General features: G+C 65.2%; 19 protein-coding genes. 4 read left to right on the top strand and 15 right to left on the bottom strand.

The window, feature by feature from the left end:
• Positions 1–156: 156 nt before the first annotated feature.
• The 10 genes from EDD25_RS07075 to EDD25_RS07030 form a co-directional block, all read right to left on the bottom strand.
• Complete coding sequence (locus EDD25_RS07075; protein ID WP_134172657.1) at positions 157–2,256, bottom strand: heavy metal translocating P-type ATPase; 2,100 nt, start codon at positions 2,254–2,256, stop codon at positions 157–159.
• Between the two features lie 82 nt (positions 2,257–2,338).
• A complete protein-coding gene (locus EDD25_RS07070) occupies positions 2,339–3,799 on the bottom strand; it encodes a multicopper oxidase family protein (protein WP_134172656.1) in 1,461 nt (486 codons plus the stop codon).
• Positions 3,800–3,801: 2 nt separating this feature from the next.
• On the bottom strand, positions 3,802–4,053 hold the full coding sequence (locus tag EDD25_RS07065; protein WP_134172655.1) for an SHOCT domain-containing protein: 252 nt from the start codon (positions 4,051–4,053) through the stop codon (positions 3,802–3,804).
• Positions 4,054–4,149: 96 nt separating this feature from the next.
• Positions 4,150–5,109 (bottom strand): F510_1955 family glycosylhydrolase, encoded by a 960-nt coding sequence (locus tag EDD25_RS07060; protein ID WP_134172654.1) that lies wholly within the window; start codon positions 5,107–5,109, stop codon positions 4,150–4,152.
• Positions 5,102–6,439: a M23 family metallopeptidase gene (locus EDD25_RS07055; protein WP_134172653.1), complete on the bottom strand. Its 1,338-nt coding sequence runs from the start codon at positions 6,437–6,439 to the stop codon at positions 5,102–5,104. The genes EDD25_RS07060 and EDD25_RS07055 overlap by 8 nt, the downstream gene beginning before the upstream one ends.
• Positions 6,432–7,223, bottom strand: coding sequence for a M23 family metallopeptidase (locus EDD25_RS07050; protein ID WP_134172652.1), 792 nt, complete (start codon positions 7,221–7,223; stop codon positions 6,432–6,434). Before EDD25_RS07050 ends, EDD25_RS07055 begins: the two co-directional genes overlap by 8 nt.
• Before the next feature lie 203 nt (positions 7,224–7,426).
• Positions 7,427–8,020, bottom strand: coding sequence for a DUF305 domain-containing protein (locus EDD25_RS07045; protein ID WP_134172651.1), 594 nt, complete (start codon positions 8,018–8,020; stop codon positions 7,427–7,429).
• Between the two features lie 90 nt (positions 8,021–8,110).
• Positions 8,111–8,545, bottom strand: a complete 435-nt coding sequence (locus EDD25_RS07040; RefSeq protein WP_134172650.1) for a hypothetical protein — start codon at positions 8,543–8,545, stop codon at positions 8,111–8,113.
• An 83-nt stretch (positions 8,546–8,628) separates the two neighbouring features.
• The gene (locus EDD25_RS07035) at positions 8,629–9,297 is read right to left on the bottom strand and encodes a DUF1684 domain-containing protein (protein ID WP_134172649.1); all 669 of its coding nucleotides are present in this window, start codon (positions 9,295–9,297) and stop codon (positions 8,629–8,631) included.
• A gap of 111 nt (positions 9,298–9,408) precedes the next feature.
• On the bottom strand, positions 9,409–9,945 hold the full coding sequence (locus EDD25_RS07030; protein WP_134172648.1) for a hypothetical protein: 537 nt from the start codon (positions 9,943–9,945) through the stop codon (positions 9,409–9,411).
• 43 nt (positions 9,946–9,988) lie between these two features.
• Between EDD25_RS07030 and EDD25_RS07025 the strand changes: the two genes are divergently transcribed.
• The 3 genes from EDD25_RS07025 (at position 9,989) to EDD25_RS07015 (ending at position 12,414) form a co-directional block, all read left to right on the top strand.
• A complete protein-coding gene (locus EDD25_RS07025) occupies positions 9,989–10,429 on the top strand; it encodes an EVE domain-containing protein (RefSeq protein ID WP_241986277.1) in 441 nt (146 codons plus the stop codon).
• A gap of 29 nt (positions 10,430–10,458) precedes the next feature.
• Positions 10,459–11,709 (top strand): hypothetical protein, encoded by a 1,251-nt coding sequence (locus EDD25_RS07020; protein WP_134172647.1) that lies wholly within the window; start codon positions 10,459–10,461, stop codon positions 11,707–11,709.
• Positions 11,710–11,874: 165 nt separating this feature from the next.
• Positions 11,875–12,414 (top strand): 2-phosphosulfolactate phosphatase, encoded by a 540-nt coding sequence (locus EDD25_RS07015; protein ID WP_134172646.1) that lies wholly within the window; start codon positions 11,875–11,877, stop codon positions 12,412–12,414.
• Positions 12,415–12,416: 2 nt separating this feature from the next.
• Here EDD25_RS07015 and EDD25_RS07010 read toward each other — a convergent pair whose 3' ends face one another.
• From EDD25_RS07010 to EDD25_RS06990, 5 genes are all read right to left on the bottom strand, one after another.
• Positions 12,417–12,803 carry a RidA family protein gene (locus EDD25_RS07010; protein WP_134172645.1) on the bottom strand — a complete coding sequence of 129 codons (387 nt, stop codon included), beginning with the start codon at positions 12,801–12,803 and terminating at the stop codon, positions 12,417–12,419.
• Positions 12,804–12,904: 101 nt separating this feature from the next.
• Positions 12,905–13,399, bottom strand: a complete 495-nt coding sequence (locus EDD25_RS07005) for a SprT-like domain-containing protein (protein WP_134172644.1) — start codon at positions 13,397–13,399, stop codon at positions 12,905–12,907.
• Complete coding sequence (locus tag EDD25_RS07000; RefSeq protein ID WP_134172643.1) at positions 13,392–14,531, bottom strand: PQQ-dependent sugar dehydrogenase; 1,140 nt, start codon at positions 14,529–14,531, stop codon at positions 13,392–13,394. Before EDD25_RS07000 ends, EDD25_RS07005 begins: the two co-directional genes overlap by 8 nt.
• A gap of 14 nt (positions 14,532–14,545) precedes the next feature.
• Positions 14,546–15,100, bottom strand: coding sequence for a hypothetical protein (locus EDD25_RS06995; RefSeq protein WP_241986276.1), 555 nt, complete (start codon positions 15,098–15,100; stop codon positions 14,546–14,548).
• A 161-nt stretch (positions 15,101–15,261) separates the two neighbouring features.
• Complete coding sequence (locus EDD25_RS06990) at positions 15,262–16,131, bottom strand: spermidine synthase (RefSeq protein ID WP_134172642.1); 870 nt, start codon at positions 16,129–16,131, stop codon at positions 15,262–15,264.
• A 289-nt stretch (positions 16,132–16,420) separates the two neighbouring features.
• Between EDD25_RS06990 and rpoB the strand changes: the two genes are divergently transcribed.
• A complete protein-coding gene (rpoB, locus tag EDD25_RS06985) occupies positions 16,421–19,912 on the top strand; it encodes a DNA-directed RNA polymerase subunit beta (RefSeq protein ID WP_134172641.1) in 3,492 nt (1,163 codons plus the stop codon).
• Positions 19,913–19,949: the final 37 nt, after the last annotated feature.

Genomic DNA, 19,949 nt, shown 5'->3' with positions numbered 1-19,949 from the left:
GCGAAAAGAAGAGGGCGTTCTACGACGCAGCAAGCGCAACTACGCACTCGCAAGTACCTCCACCCTACCTCACGAATCACTCCGCGGGCCCCGCGGGCCCATCTGCCGGCAGGCAGCGCCTCCTGAGTCCCCGTTCAATCGGCGCGTAGTCCGCCGCTAGCGTGTGCCCACCGAGGACTCCGGACGGAGGTCCAGGCGCCGCAGAAGCTGTGCGTTGACGGCGACCACCACGGTCGATGCTGACATGAGGAGCGCTCCGATTTCCATGGGCAGTATGAAGCCGATCGGGGCGAGAACGCCCGCAGCGAGGGGGACGGATATCAGGTTGTAGCCGGCGGCCCACCACAGGTTCTGTTTCATCTTTCGGTACGTGGCCCGGGACAGCTCGATGACCGACAGGACCGAGCGTGGATCGTCGCTGGCGAGGATGACACCGGCAGACGCGATTGCCACGTCCGTGCCGGCGCCAATGGCGATGCCAACATCCGCCTGCGCCAGTGCGGGCGCGTCATTGACGCCGTCGCCGACCATGGCGACTCTTCTGCCTTCATGCTGCAGCTCGGCAACTTTCTTGGCCTTGTCCTCGGGGTGAACCCCTGCGAAAACGCGGTCGATTCCGAGTTCGGCGGACACTGATTGTGCCACGGCTTCAGCATCGCCAGTGATCATGACAACCTGGATTCCGAGGGCATGAAGTGCGTCGACCGCTTGCCTGGACTCCTCCCGAATCTCGTCGGCCAAGCCGATGGCGCCGATGACGGCACCGTCCCGAAGCACGTGCAAAATGATGGCGCCCTGCTTCTTCCACTCCTCGGTGAGGTCGAGTGGGCTGGCACTGTGGCTCTCGAGCATGCTCGGACCGCCCACACTTATCTCATGTCCCTCCAGGGTGCCCGAGACGCCGACTGCAGCGGATGTGCGGAAGGCGGTAGCTCGGGGGACCGTCAGGTTTTTGCCCTGTGCGGCGGTCACGATGGCGCGGGCGAGAGGATGCTCGCTGTCGGCTTCCGTGGAGGCCGCCCACGCCAGAAGGTCATCTTCGGTGTACCCGTCGACAACCGTGATGTGCGACACGGTGGGCTCGCCTTTGGTGAGGGTGCCGGTCTTGTCGAAGAGAACGGAATTGACGGTGCGCATACTTTCAAGGGCAAGGCGATCCTTGATCAAAACGCCGCCCTTCGCTGCGCGTTCCGTCGCGATGGAAACCACGAGGGGAATCGCGAGGCCCAGGGCGTGGGGGCAGGCGATCACGAGAACGGTGATCGTGCGGATGACCGCATTCTGAGGTTGCCCGAGCAGGGTCCAGGTGATGGCCGTCACGACTCCGGCTCCGAGCGCAAACCAGAACAGCCAGCCGGCTGCCCTGTCGGCGATGCGCTGGGCCTTGGATGACGACCCCTGGGCCTCGGCTACCAGGCGTTGAATGCCGGCCAGGGCGGTGTCATCGCCGACGGCGGTGACGCGCACGCGAAGCGCTGAATCGGTTGCGACCGTGCCGGCGACGACGTGGTCGCCCGGTGCGCGGGAGACGGCGCGCGATTCGCCGGTGATCATCGACTCGTCAACGTCTGCGGTGCCTTCCGTGATGAGGCCGTCCGCCGGTACGCGCCCACCAGGGCGCACCACAATGACATCGCCCAGCACGAGGTCTGTCGGGGAAACGAGCACGACGAGGTCGCCTTCGACGCGTTCCGCTTCATCAGGCAGAAGGGCGGCCAAAGATTCCAGCGCGGTGGACGTCTGCGCCAGGGATCGCATCTCAACCCAGTGGCCAAGGAGCATGATGACGATCAGGAGGGCCAGCTCCCACCAGAAATCGAGTTCACGATCGATGATGCCCAGGCTGGCACCCCAGGACGCGAGGAAGGCCACCGTGATCGCGAGAGCGATGAGGAGCATCATTCCCGGTTTGCGACTCTTCAGCTCTGAGAGGGCACCCGTGAGGAATGGCCGACCGCCCCAGACGTACATCAGGGTCCCCAGGAGCGGTGAGATCCAGTTCATCCATCCACTGGGCGGCAGCGTGTACCCCACGAGCGTGGCGAACATCGAACTGAAACCGACGACGGGCACGGCGATGAACAACATGGTCCAAAACAATCGCCGAAACTGGCCGACGTGGTCTCCATGCCCACCGTGTCCAGAGTGGTTCATTGACGCCTGCTTCATCTCCTCATGATCGGGCGGGGACTCGAGTCCCTCCGTTTCTGCAGGCGAAGCAGCCGATGGTTCCGGATGGTTGTGCTTGGAGGTCATAACGCCCACGATATACCCTGCGGGGGTATCCTGACAGAACTTTATTACGAGGCACGTGTCGGCCGGGGGCGATCGGGTGGGTTCAGCGTGCCTGAATGATTCCCATCATTCCGGCATCCTCGTGATCGAGAATGTGGCAGTGATAGACGGTTCGGCCGCTGAAGTCTTCAAATGCGATTCGCACTCGAGTCGTGCTGCGTGCCCGGATGTTGACGACGTCCTGCCAGATCGCGGTCTCCACGGCCTGGCCGTCCTGCTCGACGATTTGCATGGGCCAGACGTGCAGGTGCAGTGGATGATCCAGGGGGCTGGTATTGGTGAGAAGCCATTCCTCGACGCTTCCGAACTGAACTGTTTCGTCGTCTCGGGACGGGTCAAAGACGCGGCCGTTGATGGTGGGCGTCATCATCCCGCCGCCCATACCGCCCATGCCCATGGCGAAGACCAGCTCGCGCCGCGCGGTCACGGTTGTGCTGCGTAGGTCGCGCGGAGTGGGTTGGCGGGGTATCGCAGCCGGTTCGTCGGCGGTCTCACCCGCCACGGTGAGTGTGGCCAGGGCGACGTCATCCGTAGCAGGGGAAAAGCCTCCTCCCATCATTCCTCCGGAGGACCCGCGGTCGTAGGGGAGGGTGCGGAGAACGGACGTTCCGGAGGCTCCGGTCACGAGCAGGTCTGCCCGGTTTCCCGGCGCCAGCACGATCTCCTCGACGTCGCGGGCAGATTCGAAGCGTCCGGAGTCAATTCCGAGGAGGGTCATCCGCTGCCCGTCGAGGCGCAACCGCAGGTAGCGGGACACGCTGGCATTGACGATGCGCCACCGTTCCCGTTCGCCGGGACGAGCCGTCATACCCGGGTTGAGCTGCCCGTTGACCAGAACGAGTTCTCCCTCGCGGCCGGACATCTTCTCCATTGACGTTGCGGCGGGAACTGTTCCTGCCGAGCTGATGGTGATGTCAGAGACCACGAGGAGGCGCTCGCGGTCCGCGGGGATGGGGTCCGGGTCTTCGACGATGATGGCACCGAAAAGGCCGCCGAACACCTGGTCGGTGACGAAACCGTGCTGGTGCGGGTGATACCAATACACGCCCGGCGGGTGATTGGCCGGCAGGTCGTACTGGTAATCGAAGGACTCTCCGGCCGGGACGGTGACGAACATGTTGTCGCTGTTGTTTTCGGGGGAGACGTGCAGGCCGTGCACATGCAGATTGCTCGGGTCTGTCAGGCCGTTGCGCAGGCTCACGCTGAGGGTGTCGCCCGCTCGAACGCGCAGTGTGGGTCCTGGCGTGCCGCCGTTATAGCCCAGTGCCCGTACGGTTCGCCCCGCTATGGTCACCTGCCCGGGAGCAGACTCGAGAGTCACGGCGAGAGCGCCGCCTGCGCTTCGCAGCTCAGTGGGTTCGATGAACTCGCCGCCGGCGTCGATGTCCGACGGCGAGAGAGACGGCGCTCCTTGATTCATCAGCAGTCCCGTTCCTCCGACAGCCACGCCGGCGATCCCCACCCCGCCGAGGATGAGGGCGTTGCGCCGAGTCATCGGGCGCACGGCTAACCCTCGTCCAGTGTGCGCAGCTGATCCTTATACTGCTCTTGGGTGAGTTCCCCACGAGCGAAGCGTTCATCCAGAATCAGCCGGGCGCGAGTAGGCGCGGGCGGACTCGGTGTCGAGGGCGGGCCGGCCTTCCCCGTGGTGTTGTTCGAGAGCGCACGAACGACCACATAGATGATCAGGGCAACGCCCGCGACCGCCAACAGCCCGAATCCCCAGGTCCACCCCATATTTGCTGTTCCCCACATCATCAGATTCTCCGTCCGTCCTGGGATTCATTCATTCGTTCGGCTTGCGCAGCCTGGTCCCATTATACCCGTGGGGGTATGAAGTGAGTGACGTGACCATCATGAAAGCAGTTCCGTCCAGGTGAGGCCATAGTCATCGCTCGCAGCAACGCCACCGGCGACCGCGACGAGGATCCAGGGCGAGGAGCCGCCGACAAAAGTGAAGGCGTCGGGAGGGCCGTCGATTGCGCCTGCCTCTGTCCACGTTCCGGCAGCGCCCTCCTGCCGCCACAGTGTGCCCTGCGGGTCAATTCCTACCAACCCCCCGCCGGCGGAGGCATCGGCGGCCTCGACCAGCAGAAGCACGGGAGCGCCATCCACGAGGTCAAACGTGCGACCGGCGTCGTCGCTCATCGCGAGACCCTCGGCTGTCGTCGCGAAGACCCGATCAGGTCGTGACGGATCTACCGTCAGGTCGCGCAGGGGCAGTGCCCCTCCGGTGGACCACGTGGCGCCGGAATCATCACTCACCAGGATGGTCCCCGCACCGGCGTCGTACCCATAGACGCGCAAGGTCTCGTCCAGGGGCACCGCGGCGAGATCATGGAAATCCGTTTCGCCCTCCAGGGAGAGGGCGGTCCAGGAATTGGCACCGTCGGTACTGGAGATAAGTCCAAGGTTTGGCAGGTTCAGGTCGGTCTGCTCCGTCGGTGCGGGGTGGCCGGACGCCAGAAGGTGGCCGGGAGCGGCAACGGTGAATGCCATGGTGTCCTGCGCTCCGCCGGCGATCTGGCTGGGCTCGACCGTGGTGCTGCGCGGCGTTCCTTCGAGATACGTGTCCGGGAGACGCCCGGTCGGGATGAGCCACACTCCTTGGTGGGTCGCCGCATACGTGTTTCCCGTCAAGGGGTCGGCGCCGAGGCCGTGGACATGCTCGAACGCGCGGTTGACCGTTGCGTTCTCTTCGGAAGCGGCGCCCTTCCCGGCATCTGGGGTGGCGCAGCCAGCGAGGGCAAGGGTACTCACAAGCGCCACTGACAGCATCCGGGCCTGGCAGTGGGACAAGCTGAATCTAGCCAAGGGTGACTCCTCGTGAACTCATGAAGGGTTGTGGGTTCACACGCGCACCGTTGACGCGTGTTTCATAGTGCACGTGACAGCCCGAGGACGCACCGGTCGTCCCCACGAGCGCGACTGTCGCCCCCGCCGAAACCTGCTGCCCGCGGTTGACGAGCACGGAGCTGTTGTGGGCGTACCCAGTCTGCGTGCCGTCACCATGGTCAATCAGAACCCACTTGCCGTAGGAGCCCAGCCAGCCGGCATAGACAACCGTCCCAGCGGATGCTGCGTACACTCCCTGTCCACACCCGGCGGCAATGTCTGTGCCGTGGTGAAACGCCCCGACGCCGGCAACCGGCCTGCTGAGGCGCGGGCCGTAGGCGGAGCTGATCCAGCCGTACACCGGCAACACCCAGCCCTGGTTGCCGGGAGCGCTGCTGCCGGTGGGTGGCGCCGGGCGGGCGGATGCGGACGCTGACGCTGCGGCCGCGGCCGCGGCCGCGGCGGCGGCTTGGGCTTGGGCCTGGGCTTGGGCCTGGGCTGCCCGCGCGGCGGCGGCGGCCTGGGCTGCGCGCGCAGCGGCGGCAGCGGCTTCCGCAGCACGGCGCACCTCTTCACCCGTGGCGTAGTCGGCCTCCGTCGCGGCACGATCTTCGGTGAGCACGGTGAGTTGCGCCTGCAGTGTTCCGGCCACCTGCTGTTGGTCGGCGAGTGCCGTTTCTACGCGGTCGCTCGCGGCCACCGCCCCAGCTAACGCTGTCTCGGCGGCAGCTGCCAATTCTCCCCGCGCTTCCTGGGCTACTTTGGCCTGATCGGTCGCGGCCGTCGCGGAATTTCGGTTCGCTGTTGCCGTCTCATAGACCAGGCTCATTCGCTCGGTCATCTTGCTCATGGAACCCAACTGATTCAGCAGGTCACCCGCCTCATCTGGTTCCAGGAACAGGGTCATCGACATGTCGCCGGGTCCGGACCGGGCGAGGAGGGCCGCAAAACGGCCGGCTTGCTCGGCAGAGACATCAGCCAGCGCCGTCGCCTCATCTGCTTTATTTTGAAGGGTCGCCGCTTTGAGGCTTGCCGCATCGAAGGTGCTCTGCGCCGCCTCGTACTCGGTCGCTCGCGCGTCTGCCTCAGCACGCGCAGCATCCACTTCAGCCGTCAGGCCGTTGATCAGTGAGGTTATTGCCTTGATCTGCGTCTGTTTGGCGGCTTCGGATGACCGAGAACTCTCGACCTCCGCCCAAGTGGGGTATTCCTCCGCTCTGGCCGGCGCTGCGACAGCGAGCATGGCAAATATTGCCATCGTCGCGATGCCTGTACGAATGACGCGTGCAACTGCTGCGGGCTCAGTCAAGAGATACTCCTCGGGAACTCATGAACGTTTGCGGGTTTAGGTGCGTTCCATCCACACGGGTCTCAAAATGTACGTGGCATCCGCTGGACGAACCGGTGGTCCCCACCAGGGCGATGACCTCGCCGGCGGTGACGGTCTGCCCGGCGTTGACGAGGAGGGTGCTGTTGTGGGCGTATCCGCTCTTAATGCCATCTCCGTGGTCGATGAGTAACCACTTGCCATAGGAGCCCTGGTAGCCGGACTGGACAACGGTTCCTCCGGTCGCCGCGAACACCGGCTGGCCGCACGGAGCGGCGATGTCGGTTCCCTTGTGGTAACCGCCGACCCCGGCGACCGGTCTGTTCGGGCGCGGGCCGAAGCGGCTGGTAACGCGGCCCAGTACGGGCAGCGCCCATCCCAGGTCGGAGAGCTGGCTCTCATCGAGGCTGGCCCACCTGCCGTTTGCGGCGAGCTCGGTGTATGACGCAGGTTTGGGAACATCGGTGACGGTGAATCCGTCACGTTGGATCGGCGCCGACGCCGTGCTGGAAAAGCGGAGGATTTGCTCGCCGGCAGAGTCAGCCGACGAGGGCGCCGATGCCTGTGGTGCTTGCGGGGAGACAGCCAGAGCGGGGAGGGACGCGCTCACGGTGAAGAGCGCGATCATCGCCATGGCAACACCGGTGGCCGTCTGCCGGCCAATCGATGCTCGTTTCGGCGCGGTTCGTGCCGGCTTCGGCAGGGGTGGCGCGAATCGGCTCTCGCGCATACGGTTCTCGAGGGCACGAATATCTCGCCGAGACATCGTCGGCAGCAAACCGGGGACTGCCGGTGCGGTTGCAATGTGGCCGGTACTATCCACGCGCGCGCACCGGGGCAACACGAGGGAAACGAGCAAATGGTGAAAAGTGCATCAAAAAAGTCCTTGGGAGATTTGGATAAGAACAGGCACGCACGCGGGGCTTCACCGGTCGATGACCGGCGACGTTGCCCCGCCTGAGCGACCCGCTACAGGGTTGCGAGAAGCTCTGCCATGACGGCGATTTCTGCCGTCTGTGTCGTGAGGATGTTTTCGGCCAGGGCCCGGGCATCGGCATTCTCGCCGTTGTCGATTTCGAGCTGCGCCATCTCGACAGCGCCCTCATGGTGCACCGTCATCTGCTCGAGGAACAGGCGGCCCGCGTCGGTTTCGGTGGCGTTCTGAAGAGCCATCATGTCGTCGTCGGACATCATGCCCTCAGCGCCGTCGTCCATGTCGGTCATTCCCGACATGCTGTTGTCTTCTGATTCCCACTCGGTCAACCAGTCGTTCAACTGGGTGATTTCCGGTTCCTGTGCGGCCTTGATCTCGGTGGCGAGGTCGACGATCGCCTGGTCGATGCCGTCCTTGGCCAGCAGGTCGTCGCTCATCTCGACAGCCTGTTCGTGGTGCGGGATCATCATCTGCGCAAACGTCACATCGGCGTCATTGAAGGTCGCCGAAGAGGCCTCAGCTGAGGAGGTCGTGGAGTCCGTGGCGGCGCTGCCGCCAGCGCACGAGCTGAGGGCGAGAGCTGCGGCCAGGGCTATGGCTCCAGCGAAATACGTACGTGATTTGAGCATTTGCATCCATTCATCGTCAAGATTGAGACCGAGTGGCCGTGAGTACGGCAGAGCACGCAGCCAAAAATGGCCGCAGAGATACAGTGCGGTCTAAACGCGACGGATGGAGAGAGCGGTGAGACTGGGCCGGGGCACGGGAACCGTGACGATGCTGGCGGGCCTGCCACCGGACTCAAGGAGTAGCCGGTAGGTGGCCGGCAACCGGGTCAGGACCACGAGGGCGATGAGCACGAGCAGCAGAACACATGCCATGGCAAGCAGAGCGCAATCGAGCATTCCCCCGTGCGAACCGGTAGAGAGTGCCGCGACGACGGGTGCGACCAAACTCACGGCAGCCGCTGCTGAGGCGTCGACCGCGGCGCTCGCCGCAACAGACGGCGACGACCCCGCCATGTGCATATCCTGTCCGGTCGCCTCCGAGTGGATGGCGAAAACGCCGAAAAGCAAGGCCACCAGGGCGATCAACGTGACAAGAGGGGATACGAAAGCGATTGAATCCGGTCGCGTTCCGCGATTCACCGTCATGTCACCTCCGTCTTTTTTTCAGGGCACAGCTTTGACTAGCGTCACATCGACACTATCTCATCGCCCGCTCGTGAGGACGCCGGTCAGGATCTGTGCGTATCTGATGCGTGAGCGGCGTAGACCTCACCGTTGTAGAGCTCACCAACCGGCACGGCAACGTCGATCGTGTTGCCCGGTTGCGCGAGCGGGCAGGCCCACATCGGGTCGTAGGCGCAGGAGGGGTTGTACGCAAAATTGAAGTCAAGAATGAGCGTGTCATCGTTGGCTCCGGGGCCCAGATCGGCGCCTTTGACCGTGTCGAGCAGGTAGCGACCTCCGCCGTACGTGCCGCCGGGCTTGCCGGCGAGCGCGTCTTTGACCGGGAGGAACAGGCCGCCGCCGTAATTGCCGAGGCGCCACACGTCGAGCGACCCGAGGTAGGGCAATCGCACGGTTCCCACCAGGTCGAAGGGCACGGCGCCGTCTGTTCCCGTGTCCACGGTGATGCGCAGCGGGCGATCGGCCCGGTGCACCTCCACTTCGAAGCGCCAGTCCGGGTCGTAGCCGGCGATGGGCAGACCCGTGAACGCGGCTCGATCGTCGGGCAGCAACGGTGATGACGGATGCCCCGCGAAGAGTTCGTCCCGACCCGATCGCCACAGCTCATGCCCGGCCTCCGGGCTCTGCACGCTCAGTTGGCGCACCCCCGCGTACAGTCCGAAAACGCGACGACGCCAGTCTGCGATCTGCAATGCCCCCAGAGAAGAACTCATGCCAACAGGTTACCGCCGGCGCCGTCGCCGCCGCGATGGGTTTGCCCGGTGGGCCCCTGACGGAGATTGTCCCGGTCGCACGCCGGTGAACCGAACCAGCGGGCGCAGGTCTCAGGCCTGCCCGTACTCTCCGTCGTTCTCCACGGGTACGGGCGCGTCGACTCCCACGTCGTGGCGCCAGGTGGGTGCCAGGTGCTCGAGGCGCAGCATCCGCACCTGCCAGAACGCCCAGAAGCTCGGCCACAGCGCGATCGTGCCAAGCCCGGCCTTGAAGATCAGCTGGTCGCGGTAGAGCGTCTTTCCGGTGCCAGCCGGGTCGGGCGCGATCGCCATGCGGTGGTCCCACAGCGTGACAGCCGCGAGGGCGCCTGACACGCCGTAGCCGGTGTCGCGCAGGATGCGCACCCCATCGGGCCGTTCGGTCTGCTCGGCGAGGCGAATCACCTGCGTGCCCATCGGAACGAGTCCGAGCGCGCGAAACGTGGCCGGGTGATCGCCCGGCTGCCACACGGTGGGGAAACCGCCCGGTTCGAGCGAGTCCACCGCGAGCAGTGGCGAGCTGACCTCTCGAAAAACCGCGGGGCTGCGGATGGCGCGCCAGGCGGCATCCGGATCACAATCGAGAACCTTCTTCAGGAGTACGCGCATGCTCACTAGTGTGGAGTCCCGCCGGATGTTGTACAACTGATACGTGGCAATTCGTTTCTGGCTGGGGGTCGCCCAGCGCGAGCAGGTGCTGCGCGGCGTTCATATGGGCATGGCCCATGCGAGCCAGGCCGCGCGCGTGACGCTCGCCGGCATGGGCGAGGCCGACGGCCTGGTGTACTACTCACCGAAAACCGCGTTCGAGGGCGAAGTGCTGCGGGAATTCACGGCCATCGCCCGCATAACGGATGCCGCCGTCGCCCCGATCGGTGATCCCGGCACCGAGTTTCAGCCGTGGCGCCGGCGCGCCGACTACGACCCGCATGCCGTGGCCACGTCGATTCGGCCGCTCCTGTCGGTGCTCGAGCTCACTCGCGGCAACCCGAGCTGGGGGCGCCAGCTACGGCAGGGCCTGCTCGAGATCTCCCGCCACGACTTCGAGATGATTCGCCAGCAGATGCGCCGCCCCAGCGCCGACGACCTCTAGCGCCCGTCCCGGTTCATTAGACTCGCCCCATGGACGTTTTCTTGCCCTCATTGGTGGTTTTAGGATTCGTCCTCGTCGGCATAGCCGTGCTCGTTGGCCTCGCCCGTCGTCGCACCCGCACCCGCCTGCGACTGGAGAGCGACGCCGCCGCTGAGCTCGTGCGGTCCGCCTCGATCAGCCTCGTTCGCGCGGATGACCTCGTGCAAGACGCCACGAACGAGCTCGGTTTCGCCATCGCCCAGTTCGGCGAGAACGCCACGCGCGAGTTTGCCGCAGCGCTCACCCTGTCCCGCCGTCAGCTCACGGAGGCCTTCGCCCTGCAGCAGAAACTCGATGACGTCGAACCGGATGCGGCAGCGGAAATTCATCGATGGAATGAGAAGATTCGCGCCGTGGCCGACGAGGCCACCCAACGCCTCGTGGCTCAGACCCGCAACTTCGATAAGAAACGCGGCGTGGAACGCACCGCACCGCAGGCGCTTGACCAGCTGGTGCGTCGGCTCGACCGGTCAGCGGACCGCGTGAAGAACGGTGCGCGAAGCATTGACCGCCTTGGCCTGAGTTACACCGCGCACGCCCTCGCGCCCATCAGCACCAACGTGGCCAGGGCCCAGGCAGCTCTCGACGACGCTCGCGAGGCCGCCGCCAGCGCCGCGGCGCGGCTCACCGCGGGCGAACCGGTGGGCGAGCAGATGAGCGCCGCCGAACATGGCCTGTTCACCGCTACGCAGCTGCTCGACGCCATCGAAAGCGGGGAAGACGAGTTGCACATCGGCTTCGCCAACCTCGGCCGGGCGACGGATGCCGCGGCGATCGAGCTCACCGAGGCGCGCGGGCTGCGCGATTCCCACGATGAGGCCGACACCAGCGCCAACCTCAACCGGGTGGTTGCGGAGGCCACCCGGGTGCTCGCCCAGTTGGGTGGGCCCGACCGGCTGAGCGATCCGGCCGTGGACCTGGCCCGCCTACGTGAGGTCATGGATGGGCTCGACGTCATGCGCTCCGAGGCGCGCAACCGCCAGCTGCGTCTGGAGAACGCCCGCACCGCGCTCGCGGGGGCGCTGCTCACGGCACGTGGTCAGATCTCACTCACCCGCGACTTCATTGGCGGGAACCGGAGCCGCGTGCAGGCAGGCGCCCGCACCCGGCTCTCAGAGGCGGAGCGGCAGTTGGCGCTCGCCGAGGCAGAGGCCGACCCGGTCATCGCCCTCGACAATGCCAGGCGCGCCATGACCCACGCCACGGATGCCGACGCCCTGGCCCGCTACGACGCCCGCTGACCGCCGCACCCACCCCCTCGCCGCGTTCCCGACCGCCCACCTGTCGCCGCCCCCGATTTCGGTGATCGCTACGGCAACCGGCGTAGCGCCCACCCATTCCGGGCGCGCCCACGCCCTCATGCCCCCGCGACCGCGTCGGTGAATCGCTCGCGATAGCCTGAAGCAATGACCCACGCCCCCGCACAGCAGAAGTACCAGGTTCGTTTCGATTGGGGCCAGGCCGGTTTTCAGGCGCTCGAGCCGTTCGTGGATGTGGTCGTCGTCGTCGACGTGCTGCCCGAAGCGGATGCCGCCGCGCCCGTCGTGCCCGCGGCCAGTGACACGCAGGTGATCACCGCCGGGTTCGGCAATCGCACGGCCGTGGCCGAGTGGATCGTTGCCCGGCAGTCCGAGAAGGGCGACCGGTTCGGGGTGGCCGTCATCGCCGCCGGGGGTCTGCGCGCCGACGGCACGGTGCGCTTCGCGGTGGAAGACCTCCTGGCCTCCGGCGCGGTGATCGATGCGCTCATCGGTCTCGGAATCGACCACTGCTCGCCCGAGGCGGCCGCGGCATCCGCGGCTTTCGTGGGGCTCAAGCAGGCCGCGCGGCACTTGGTGAGCGCCTCGGAGAGCGGCCAGGCGCTCGTGGCGCTCGGCCGCGACGCCGAGGTGCGCCTCGCCGCCCGGCTCGACAACAGCCACGACGTGGCCGCGCTCCGCCGCTAGCCCTACAGCGCGGCGACGGCGTCGATCTCCACCAGAAACTCGGGGTTGGCGAGACCGGCCACGCGCAGCACCGTGATGGCGGTGGGGTGCTGGCCCCACTCCGTTTCCGCCGCTGCGAACATTTGACTCAGGTCGGCGTTCTCGGTGAGGTGCACCGTGAGCTTGGCCACGTTCTCCTGGGTCGCGCCCACCTCAGCGAGCACGGCCAAGAGATTGCGCAAGGCCTGGCGGGCCTGGCTGAGAGTGTCAGGGCCCACGATGGCCCCCTGGATGTCTACGCCATTCTGGCCGCCAATAAACATGAGGCGTCGGCCCGGATCCACGAGGGTTCCCTGTGCGAAGGCCACATTGCGGTGCACAGACGCGGTGTTGATTCTCGTGACGGTCATGGGGCTGTCCTTCTCCTTCAAGCGCGCTGCGCTGTTCCAAGTCAACTCGCGTTCGTCGTGCGGATCAAGGCCGCTGGTCAATTTTTACCCACCCGCAACAACTAGAGACCAGCGGATGCCGCCGCCCGCCGCCGCGTTGCCGCCGTGATGTGCCGATGCCCCCACGTGATCACATTCTCGGCGCGGTATCCGCGGCCGCACAGGCCACAGGCGAGGGCCCTGGTGGGCTTTCGGTACCGGTAGTGCGCGTGACCGGCCGGGCAGGTTCCTACCCACGGGGCGAGTTCATCGGCTATCTCGCCATCGTGGGTGCGCTTGCCGTCGTAGCCGAGGTTCTGCGCCACCACCCGCCACCTGGGGCCGTGACCGGCACGCGGTCCGGCGAGGGCGTGGGCCACTTCGTGCAACAGGATCTGGTGCACGTCGTCGTCGTCATACCGGGCGGCCAGGTACCGTGACACGGTGATGCGTTTGTGCGTGAAGTTGCACAGCCCCGCACGCTTCTTGGCGTTGTCGAACGCAAACGACCAGCTCGGGTCGAGGTGCAGAGCAATGAGCGCGTGGGCCCAGTGGTGCACCCGGTCGAGATCAGCCATCCGTCGCGCGCTCCAGGCGCACTTCGAGAAGCCGGTCATCGCCGGGGGAGGGGCGACCCCGGCCATCCGTGTTGTTCGTCATGAACCACAGTGTGCCACCGGGGCCCGACGCCACATCGCGCAGGCGACCGTAGTCGTGCACAAACCAGGCGGCGGGGGTCACTGTGGTGGAGTCGACGCCGGGGGAGACGTCGACACTCCACAGGCGCTCGCCGCGCAGGCTGGCCATGAACAGGGTGTCGCCCACGATCGCGATTCCGCTTGGGCTCGCGTCGGAGGTCGCCCACTGCTGAACCGGATCCACGTAGTCCGGGTTGCCGCCGCGCCCCTCCGCCTCCGGCCAGCCGTAGTTGTTGCCGGGCTCGATCAGGTTGAGTTCGTCCCAGGTGTTCTGGCCGAACTCGCTCGCCCACAGGCGACCGCGCGAGTCCCACGCGATGCCTTGGGGGTTGCGGTGGCCGTACGAATACACGAGCGTGTTGAAGGGGTTGTCGGGCGGCACCGCGCCGGTGGGCGACATGCGCAGGATCTTTCCGCCGAGCGAATCGAGGTCCTGCGCCCGGCCAGGGGTGCCGGCGTCGCCGACGGTGGCGTAGAGCAGCCTGTCGGGACCGAAGGCGATGCGCCCTCCGTTGTGGTTCGATGCCGTGGGCAGCCCCGACAGAACGGTCTCGGCCGCGCCGAGGCCGTAGCTGCCCGCGTCGCCGAGCAGCGGCATCCGGTCGATTCGGTTGTCGGTGGCGGTCGTGAAATACGCGTAGACCCAGTCGTCACCGGGCAGGAAGGCCAGGCCCAGCAGGCCGCCCTCACCGGAGGCACGCGCGTCGGTGACGGAACCGACGTCGCGCAACGTGCCGTCGTCCAGCAGCTCGCGCACGAGCGTGGTGTCGCGCTCGCTGATGAGCGTGCCACCGTCGGGCAGGCGCAGGATCGACCAGGGCGCGTTCAGCCCGCTCGCGATCGCGACCGGCTCACCCACGGGCCGCACCGGTGCGGTGGAGGTGAGCGCCGGCGAGCTCTCAGACCCCGGAGTCGATGTGGTCGGCGTGACGCGGTTATCGCCGGAGCAGGCCGTGAGGGCCAGGACAGCCGCGAGGGCGAGGCTGCCAGCCAGGCGAGGACGGATGCTCATGGCCGCGACCCTTCTTAGCTGCGGTGCGTGCGCTCCGCGATAAACGATTCGACCACGGCCACCGCAATCAGGCAACCCTCGAGTTCGTCAGCGGTTGCGCCGTCTTTTTCGCGCAGAGAAACCGCGGCGGTGAAATCGGCGAGGGCGGCGTCGAGCTCGCCCATGTCGTAGAGCACCTTGCCGCGGTGCTGGCGGGCCTCGGCGGACGCATTGGTCCACTCGTGCGTCTCAGCGTCGAGAATGCAGTGGTTGAGTTCGGTGGCTGCCTCGTCGAGCTTGCCCTGGTACTGCAGCACCTGGGCGCGCCGGATGCGGCTGGCCACGGCATGCTCGCGGTCGCCGGTGAAGCGCGACAAGCGCCAGGCCTCGTTAGCGATCTCCCAGGCCTCGTCGAGGCGCCCGAGCAGGCGCAGCAGGCTGACCTTTTCGTTGAGCGCGGAGAGGCTGCGCATGTTGCCGAGGTCGTCGAGGCGTTCGGTGGCGGCGGTGAGGTCGACTTTTTCACGCAGGGTGATCGCGTCGTAACCGGTGATGATGTTCAGGGTGTGTTCCTGACAGTCGGCGACCATGTGGCCGCGGGAAAATTTGGACTCTTCACCCTATCCCCGTCTCGTCGCGATTTCCTGAGATCCGCCGCTTGCGCGCGTAACCTCGGACAAATTCGCGACACGCGGCCTTTCCCGCCACCGGATGCCGCGAGTCGCGAAAAAGTCCGAGTTTACGTACCGCGCTAGTGGCCGATCTGAAAGACCGTGCGTCCCGGCAGCGGGGACTGCGTGGAGGTGTCGTCCGTGGCCACGAGCGAACCGGCCATGAACTGGGCCAGCTCCGCGCCCTCGATCACCTTGGCGGGGTGCGGGCCGCTGGCGAGCAGGCGCGGAATCCAGTTGAGGTCGATGGGCGTGTGCGCCGCGATGAACACGATGTTGCCGAAGCGGCGCCCCTTGAGCACCTGCGTCTCGGCGAAGCCGATCACATGCTCGTACACGGCGGAGAGCGTCGCGGCCTGCCCGCGAGCGAACGCGAGGCCCGGTCCGTCAGCTACGTTCACGGCAACCACGCCACGCTGGGACAGCAGGGGAGAGGTGAGGGCGAAGAACTCCTTGCTGGTCACGTGCTTGGGAGTGCGTGCCCCGGAGAAAATATCGATGACCACAAGGTCGACCGTGCCGCGCAGGCCGGCCGGCAGCTTGCCGAGCACCTCGCGGGCGTCTCCGTGCCGCACCCGCAGCTGCGCGCGCTTGTCCCACGGCAGCTCGGCGCGCACGAGGTCGATCAGGTCGCTTTCGATCTCCACCACCTGCTGGCGGGACCCGGGCCGGGTCGCCTCCACGTAGCGGGGGAGGGTGAGCGCCCCCGCGCCGAGGTGCACGGCCGTGATCGGCTCATGCGGGTCGCCGAGCAGGTCGATCACGTGTCCGATGCGCTGAATGTATTCAAAGAACAACTCGTCGGGATGCTCCAGGTTCACATGGGACTGCGGCGTACCATCCACCACCAGCTGAAAACTGCCGGGGGTGAACCGGTCGGGTTCGATCACGGCCAGGTGCCCGCTCAACTTCAAGACGGCCGACGGATGCTCCTGCTCGCCCTTACTCATTACGCTCGCTACTCATGGCTCCAGTCTGCGCCCTTCGGGCGCTCGCCGAAAACTGGGTTATACCCGAGAATCCAGAAAAGGTCAACAAAGGAGTGGACATCCCGCAAGAGGGCGCGTATAGTTGATCCTTGCGCTCCCAGACAAACTCTGCCTTCATATTGCGGTCGGCTTTGCGTGCCCAAGCCACCTTGCGGCACATTCCGTGCGAAGAATTCATTCGTTCAGGGTCTGTGGAGTCCTTCACCAATAACAGTAACTAGACCTGACGGGGTCCACGGAGGTTATTTCCTTGGCTGCTGCGCGCAACGCAACCACCAACTCACCCAAGAACGGCCGCTCAGCTGAGCGTCTTTCGTTCGCGAAGATTAGCGACCACCTCACTGTTCCGGATCTGCTTGCATTGCAGACCGAGAGCTTTGACTGGCTCGTTGGCAACGACATCTGGAAGAAGCGCGTCGCTGAAGCCCAGAAGGCCGGACGCCAGGACCTGCCGAATCACACCGGGCTCGATGAGATCTTCGAAGAGATCTCTCCCATCGAAGACCTCGGCGAAACGATGCAGCTCTCCTTCACCAACCCGGAGCTCGAGCCGGAGAAGTACACCATTGATGAGTGCAAGGAAAAGGGTAAGACCTTCTCCGCACCCCTCTATGTGAACGCAGAGTTCATGAACCACCTCACCGGTGAGATCAAGACTCAGACCGTATTCATGGGCGACTTCCCGCTGATGACGCCCAAGGGCACCTTTGTGATCAACGGCACCGAGCGTGTCGTCGTGTCGCAGCTCGTGCGTTCACCCGGCGTGTACTTCGATCGCCAGCAGGAGAAGACCTCCGATAAGGACATCTACTCCGCTCGCGTCATTCCGAGCCGTGGTGCATGGCTCGAGTTCGAGATCGACAAGCGCGACCAGGTTGGCGTGCGCATCGACCGCAAGCGCAAGCAGTCCGTGACTGTCTTCCTCAAGGCCCTCGGCCTCTCGAGCGAAGAGATCCTCGAAGAGTTCAAGGGCTTCCCGTCCATCGAGCTCACCCTTGAGAAGGACAACATCCTCACGAAGGAAGAAGCCCTCAAGGACATCTACCGCAAGCTGCGTCCAGGCGAGCAGGTTGCCGCTGAAGCTGCCCGCGCTCTGTTGGACAACTTCTTCTTCAACTCCAAGCGCTACGACCTGGCCAAGGTTGGTCGTTACAAGATCAACCGCAAGCTCGGCCTTGAGGCTCCGCTCAGCGACTCGGTACTGACGCTCCAGGACATCCTGGCCACCATCAAGTACCTCGTTTCGCTGCACGACAACCGTTCTACGATTGTTGGCCTGCGCGATGGCAAGACCACCGACATCAACATCGACATCGACGACATCGACCACTTCGGTAACCGTCGTATCCGTGCCGTTGGTGAGCTCATCCAGAACCAGGTGCGCACCGGCCTGTCCCGCATGGAGCGCGTCGTTCGCGAGCGCATGACCACGCAGGACATCGAAGCGATCACCCCGCAGACCCTGATCAACGTGCGCCCCGTCGTCGCCGCGATCAAGGAGTTCTTCGGAACCAGCCAGCTGTCGCAGTTCATGGACCAGAACAACCCGCTCGCCGGACTGACGCACAAGCGTCGCCTGTCCGCGCTGGGCCCGGGTGGTCTGTCCCGTGACCGTGCCGGCGTCGAGGTGCGAGACGTTCACCCCTCGCACTACGGTCGTATGTGCCCCATTGAAACCCCGGAAGGCCCGAACATTGGCCTGATTGGTTCGCTCGCTTCGTTCGCGCGAATCAACGCCTTCGGTTTCATTGAGACGCCGTACCGTCGCGTGGTCAACAACAAGGTCACCGAGACGATCGATTACCTCACCGCGAGCGAGGAGGACGACTTCATCGTCGCCCAGGCCAACGCTCCGTTGACCAAGGACTCGCACTTCGCAGAAGACCGCGTCCTCGCCCGTAAGAAGGGTGGAGAGGTTGACCTCTTCCCCGCAGAAGACATCGGCTACATGGACGTTTCACCGCGCCAGATGGTGTCGGTCGGAACCTCGCTCATCCCGTTCCTCGACCATGACGATGCAAACCGCGCGCTCATGGGTGCCAACATGCAGCGTCAGGCTGTCCCGCTGCTGCTCAGCGACAGCCCGCTCGTCGGAACCGGCATGGAGGGCTACACGGCCATCGACGCCGGCGACGTACTCACCGCCGACAAGGCCGGTGTGGTCGGCGAAGTGTCTGCTGACTTCGTCACCATCCAGCTCGACGAGGGCGGAACGCAGACGTACTACCTGCGCAAGTTCTCGCGCTCCAACCAGGGCACGAGCTTCAACCACCGCGTCATCGTCAATGCCGGAGAGCGCATTGAAGTAGGCGAAGTCATCGCCGACGGTCCGGCAACGGACCAGGGCGAGGTCGCACTCGGAAAGAACCTGCTCGTGGCATTCATGCCGTGGGAAGGCTACAACTTCGAGGACGCGATCATCCTGAGCCAGAACCTGGTCAAGGACGACACCCTGTCGTCGATTCACATCGAAGAGTACGAAGTGGATGCCCGCGACACCAAGCTGGGTAAGGAAGAGATCACTCGCGACCTTCCCAACGTGTCGCCCGACTTCCTCGCCGACCTCGACGAGCGTGGCATCATCCGCATCGGAGCAGAGGTTCGCCCCGGCGACATCCTCGTTGGCAAGGTCACGCCCAAGGGCGAGACCGAGCTTTCCGCTGAGGAACGCCTGCTTCGCGCCATCTTCAACGAGAAGAGCCGCGAAGTTCGCGACACCTCGCTCAAGGTTCCCCACGGTGAGCGCGGCACCATCATCGGTGTCAAGGTCTTCGACTCGCAGGACGGCGACGACGAGCTCGGCTCCGGCGTCAACCAGCGTGTTGTTGTCTTCATCGCCCAGAAGCGCAAGATCACCGAGGGTGACAAGCTCGCCGGTCGTCACGGCAACAAGGGTGTCATCTCCCGTATTCTGCCGATCGAGGACATGCCGTTCCTCGCCGACGGAACCCCGGTCGACATCATCCTCAACCCGCTGGGTATTCCGGGACGAATGAACTTCGGTCAGGTTCTCGAGACCCACCTCGGGTGGATCGCGAAGCAGGGCTGGCAGGTCGAGGGCAAGCCCAAGTGGGCTGCTCGTCTTCCGGAAGAGGCCTGGAGCGCAGCACCCGGCACGAAGGTCGCAACCCCGGTCTTCGACGGCGCGCTCGAGATCGAGATCGAGGGTCTCCTGGAGTCCACGACCCCGACCCGTGACGGCGAACGCCTCATCGGTTCGTCAGGTAAGACTGTGCTCTTCGACGGCCGCTCCGGCGAGCCGTTCCCTGACCCGGTCTCTGTCGGCTACATGTACATCCTGAAGCTGCACCACCTCGTCGACGACAAGATCCACGCTCGTTCGACCGGTCCGTACTCCATGATCACGCAGCAGCCGCTGGGTGGTAAGGCGCAGTTCGGTGGACAGCGTTTCGGTGAGATGGAGGTGTGGGCGCTCGAAGCATATGGAGCCGCTTACGCCCTGCAGGAACTCCTGACCATCAAGAGCGACGATATCCTCGGCCGCGTCAAGGTCTACGAAGCCATCGTCAAGGGTGAGAACATCCAGGAGCCCGGTATCCCCGAGAGCTTCAAGGTTCTGATCAAGGAAATGCAGTCGCTGTGCTTGAACGTCGAGGTCCTCTCGTCCGACGGCACCGCGGTCAGCCTGCGCGACACGGATGACGAGGTCTTCCGTGCCGCAGAAGAGCTCGGCATCAACATTTCCACCCGGTTTGAGTCGTCGACCATCGACGACATCTAAGCCCGGCCACTGAGACTCGAAAACTTTCCAAGGGAGA

The organism is Cryobacterium psychrophilum (assembly GCF_004365915.1).
GTDB lineage: Bacteria > Actinomycetota > Actinomycetes > Actinomycetales > Microbacteriaceae > Cryobacterium > Cryobacterium psychrophilum.
Note: the sequence above shows the minus strand (reverse complement) of the source record. Positions and strands in the feature narration are given on the sequence as shown.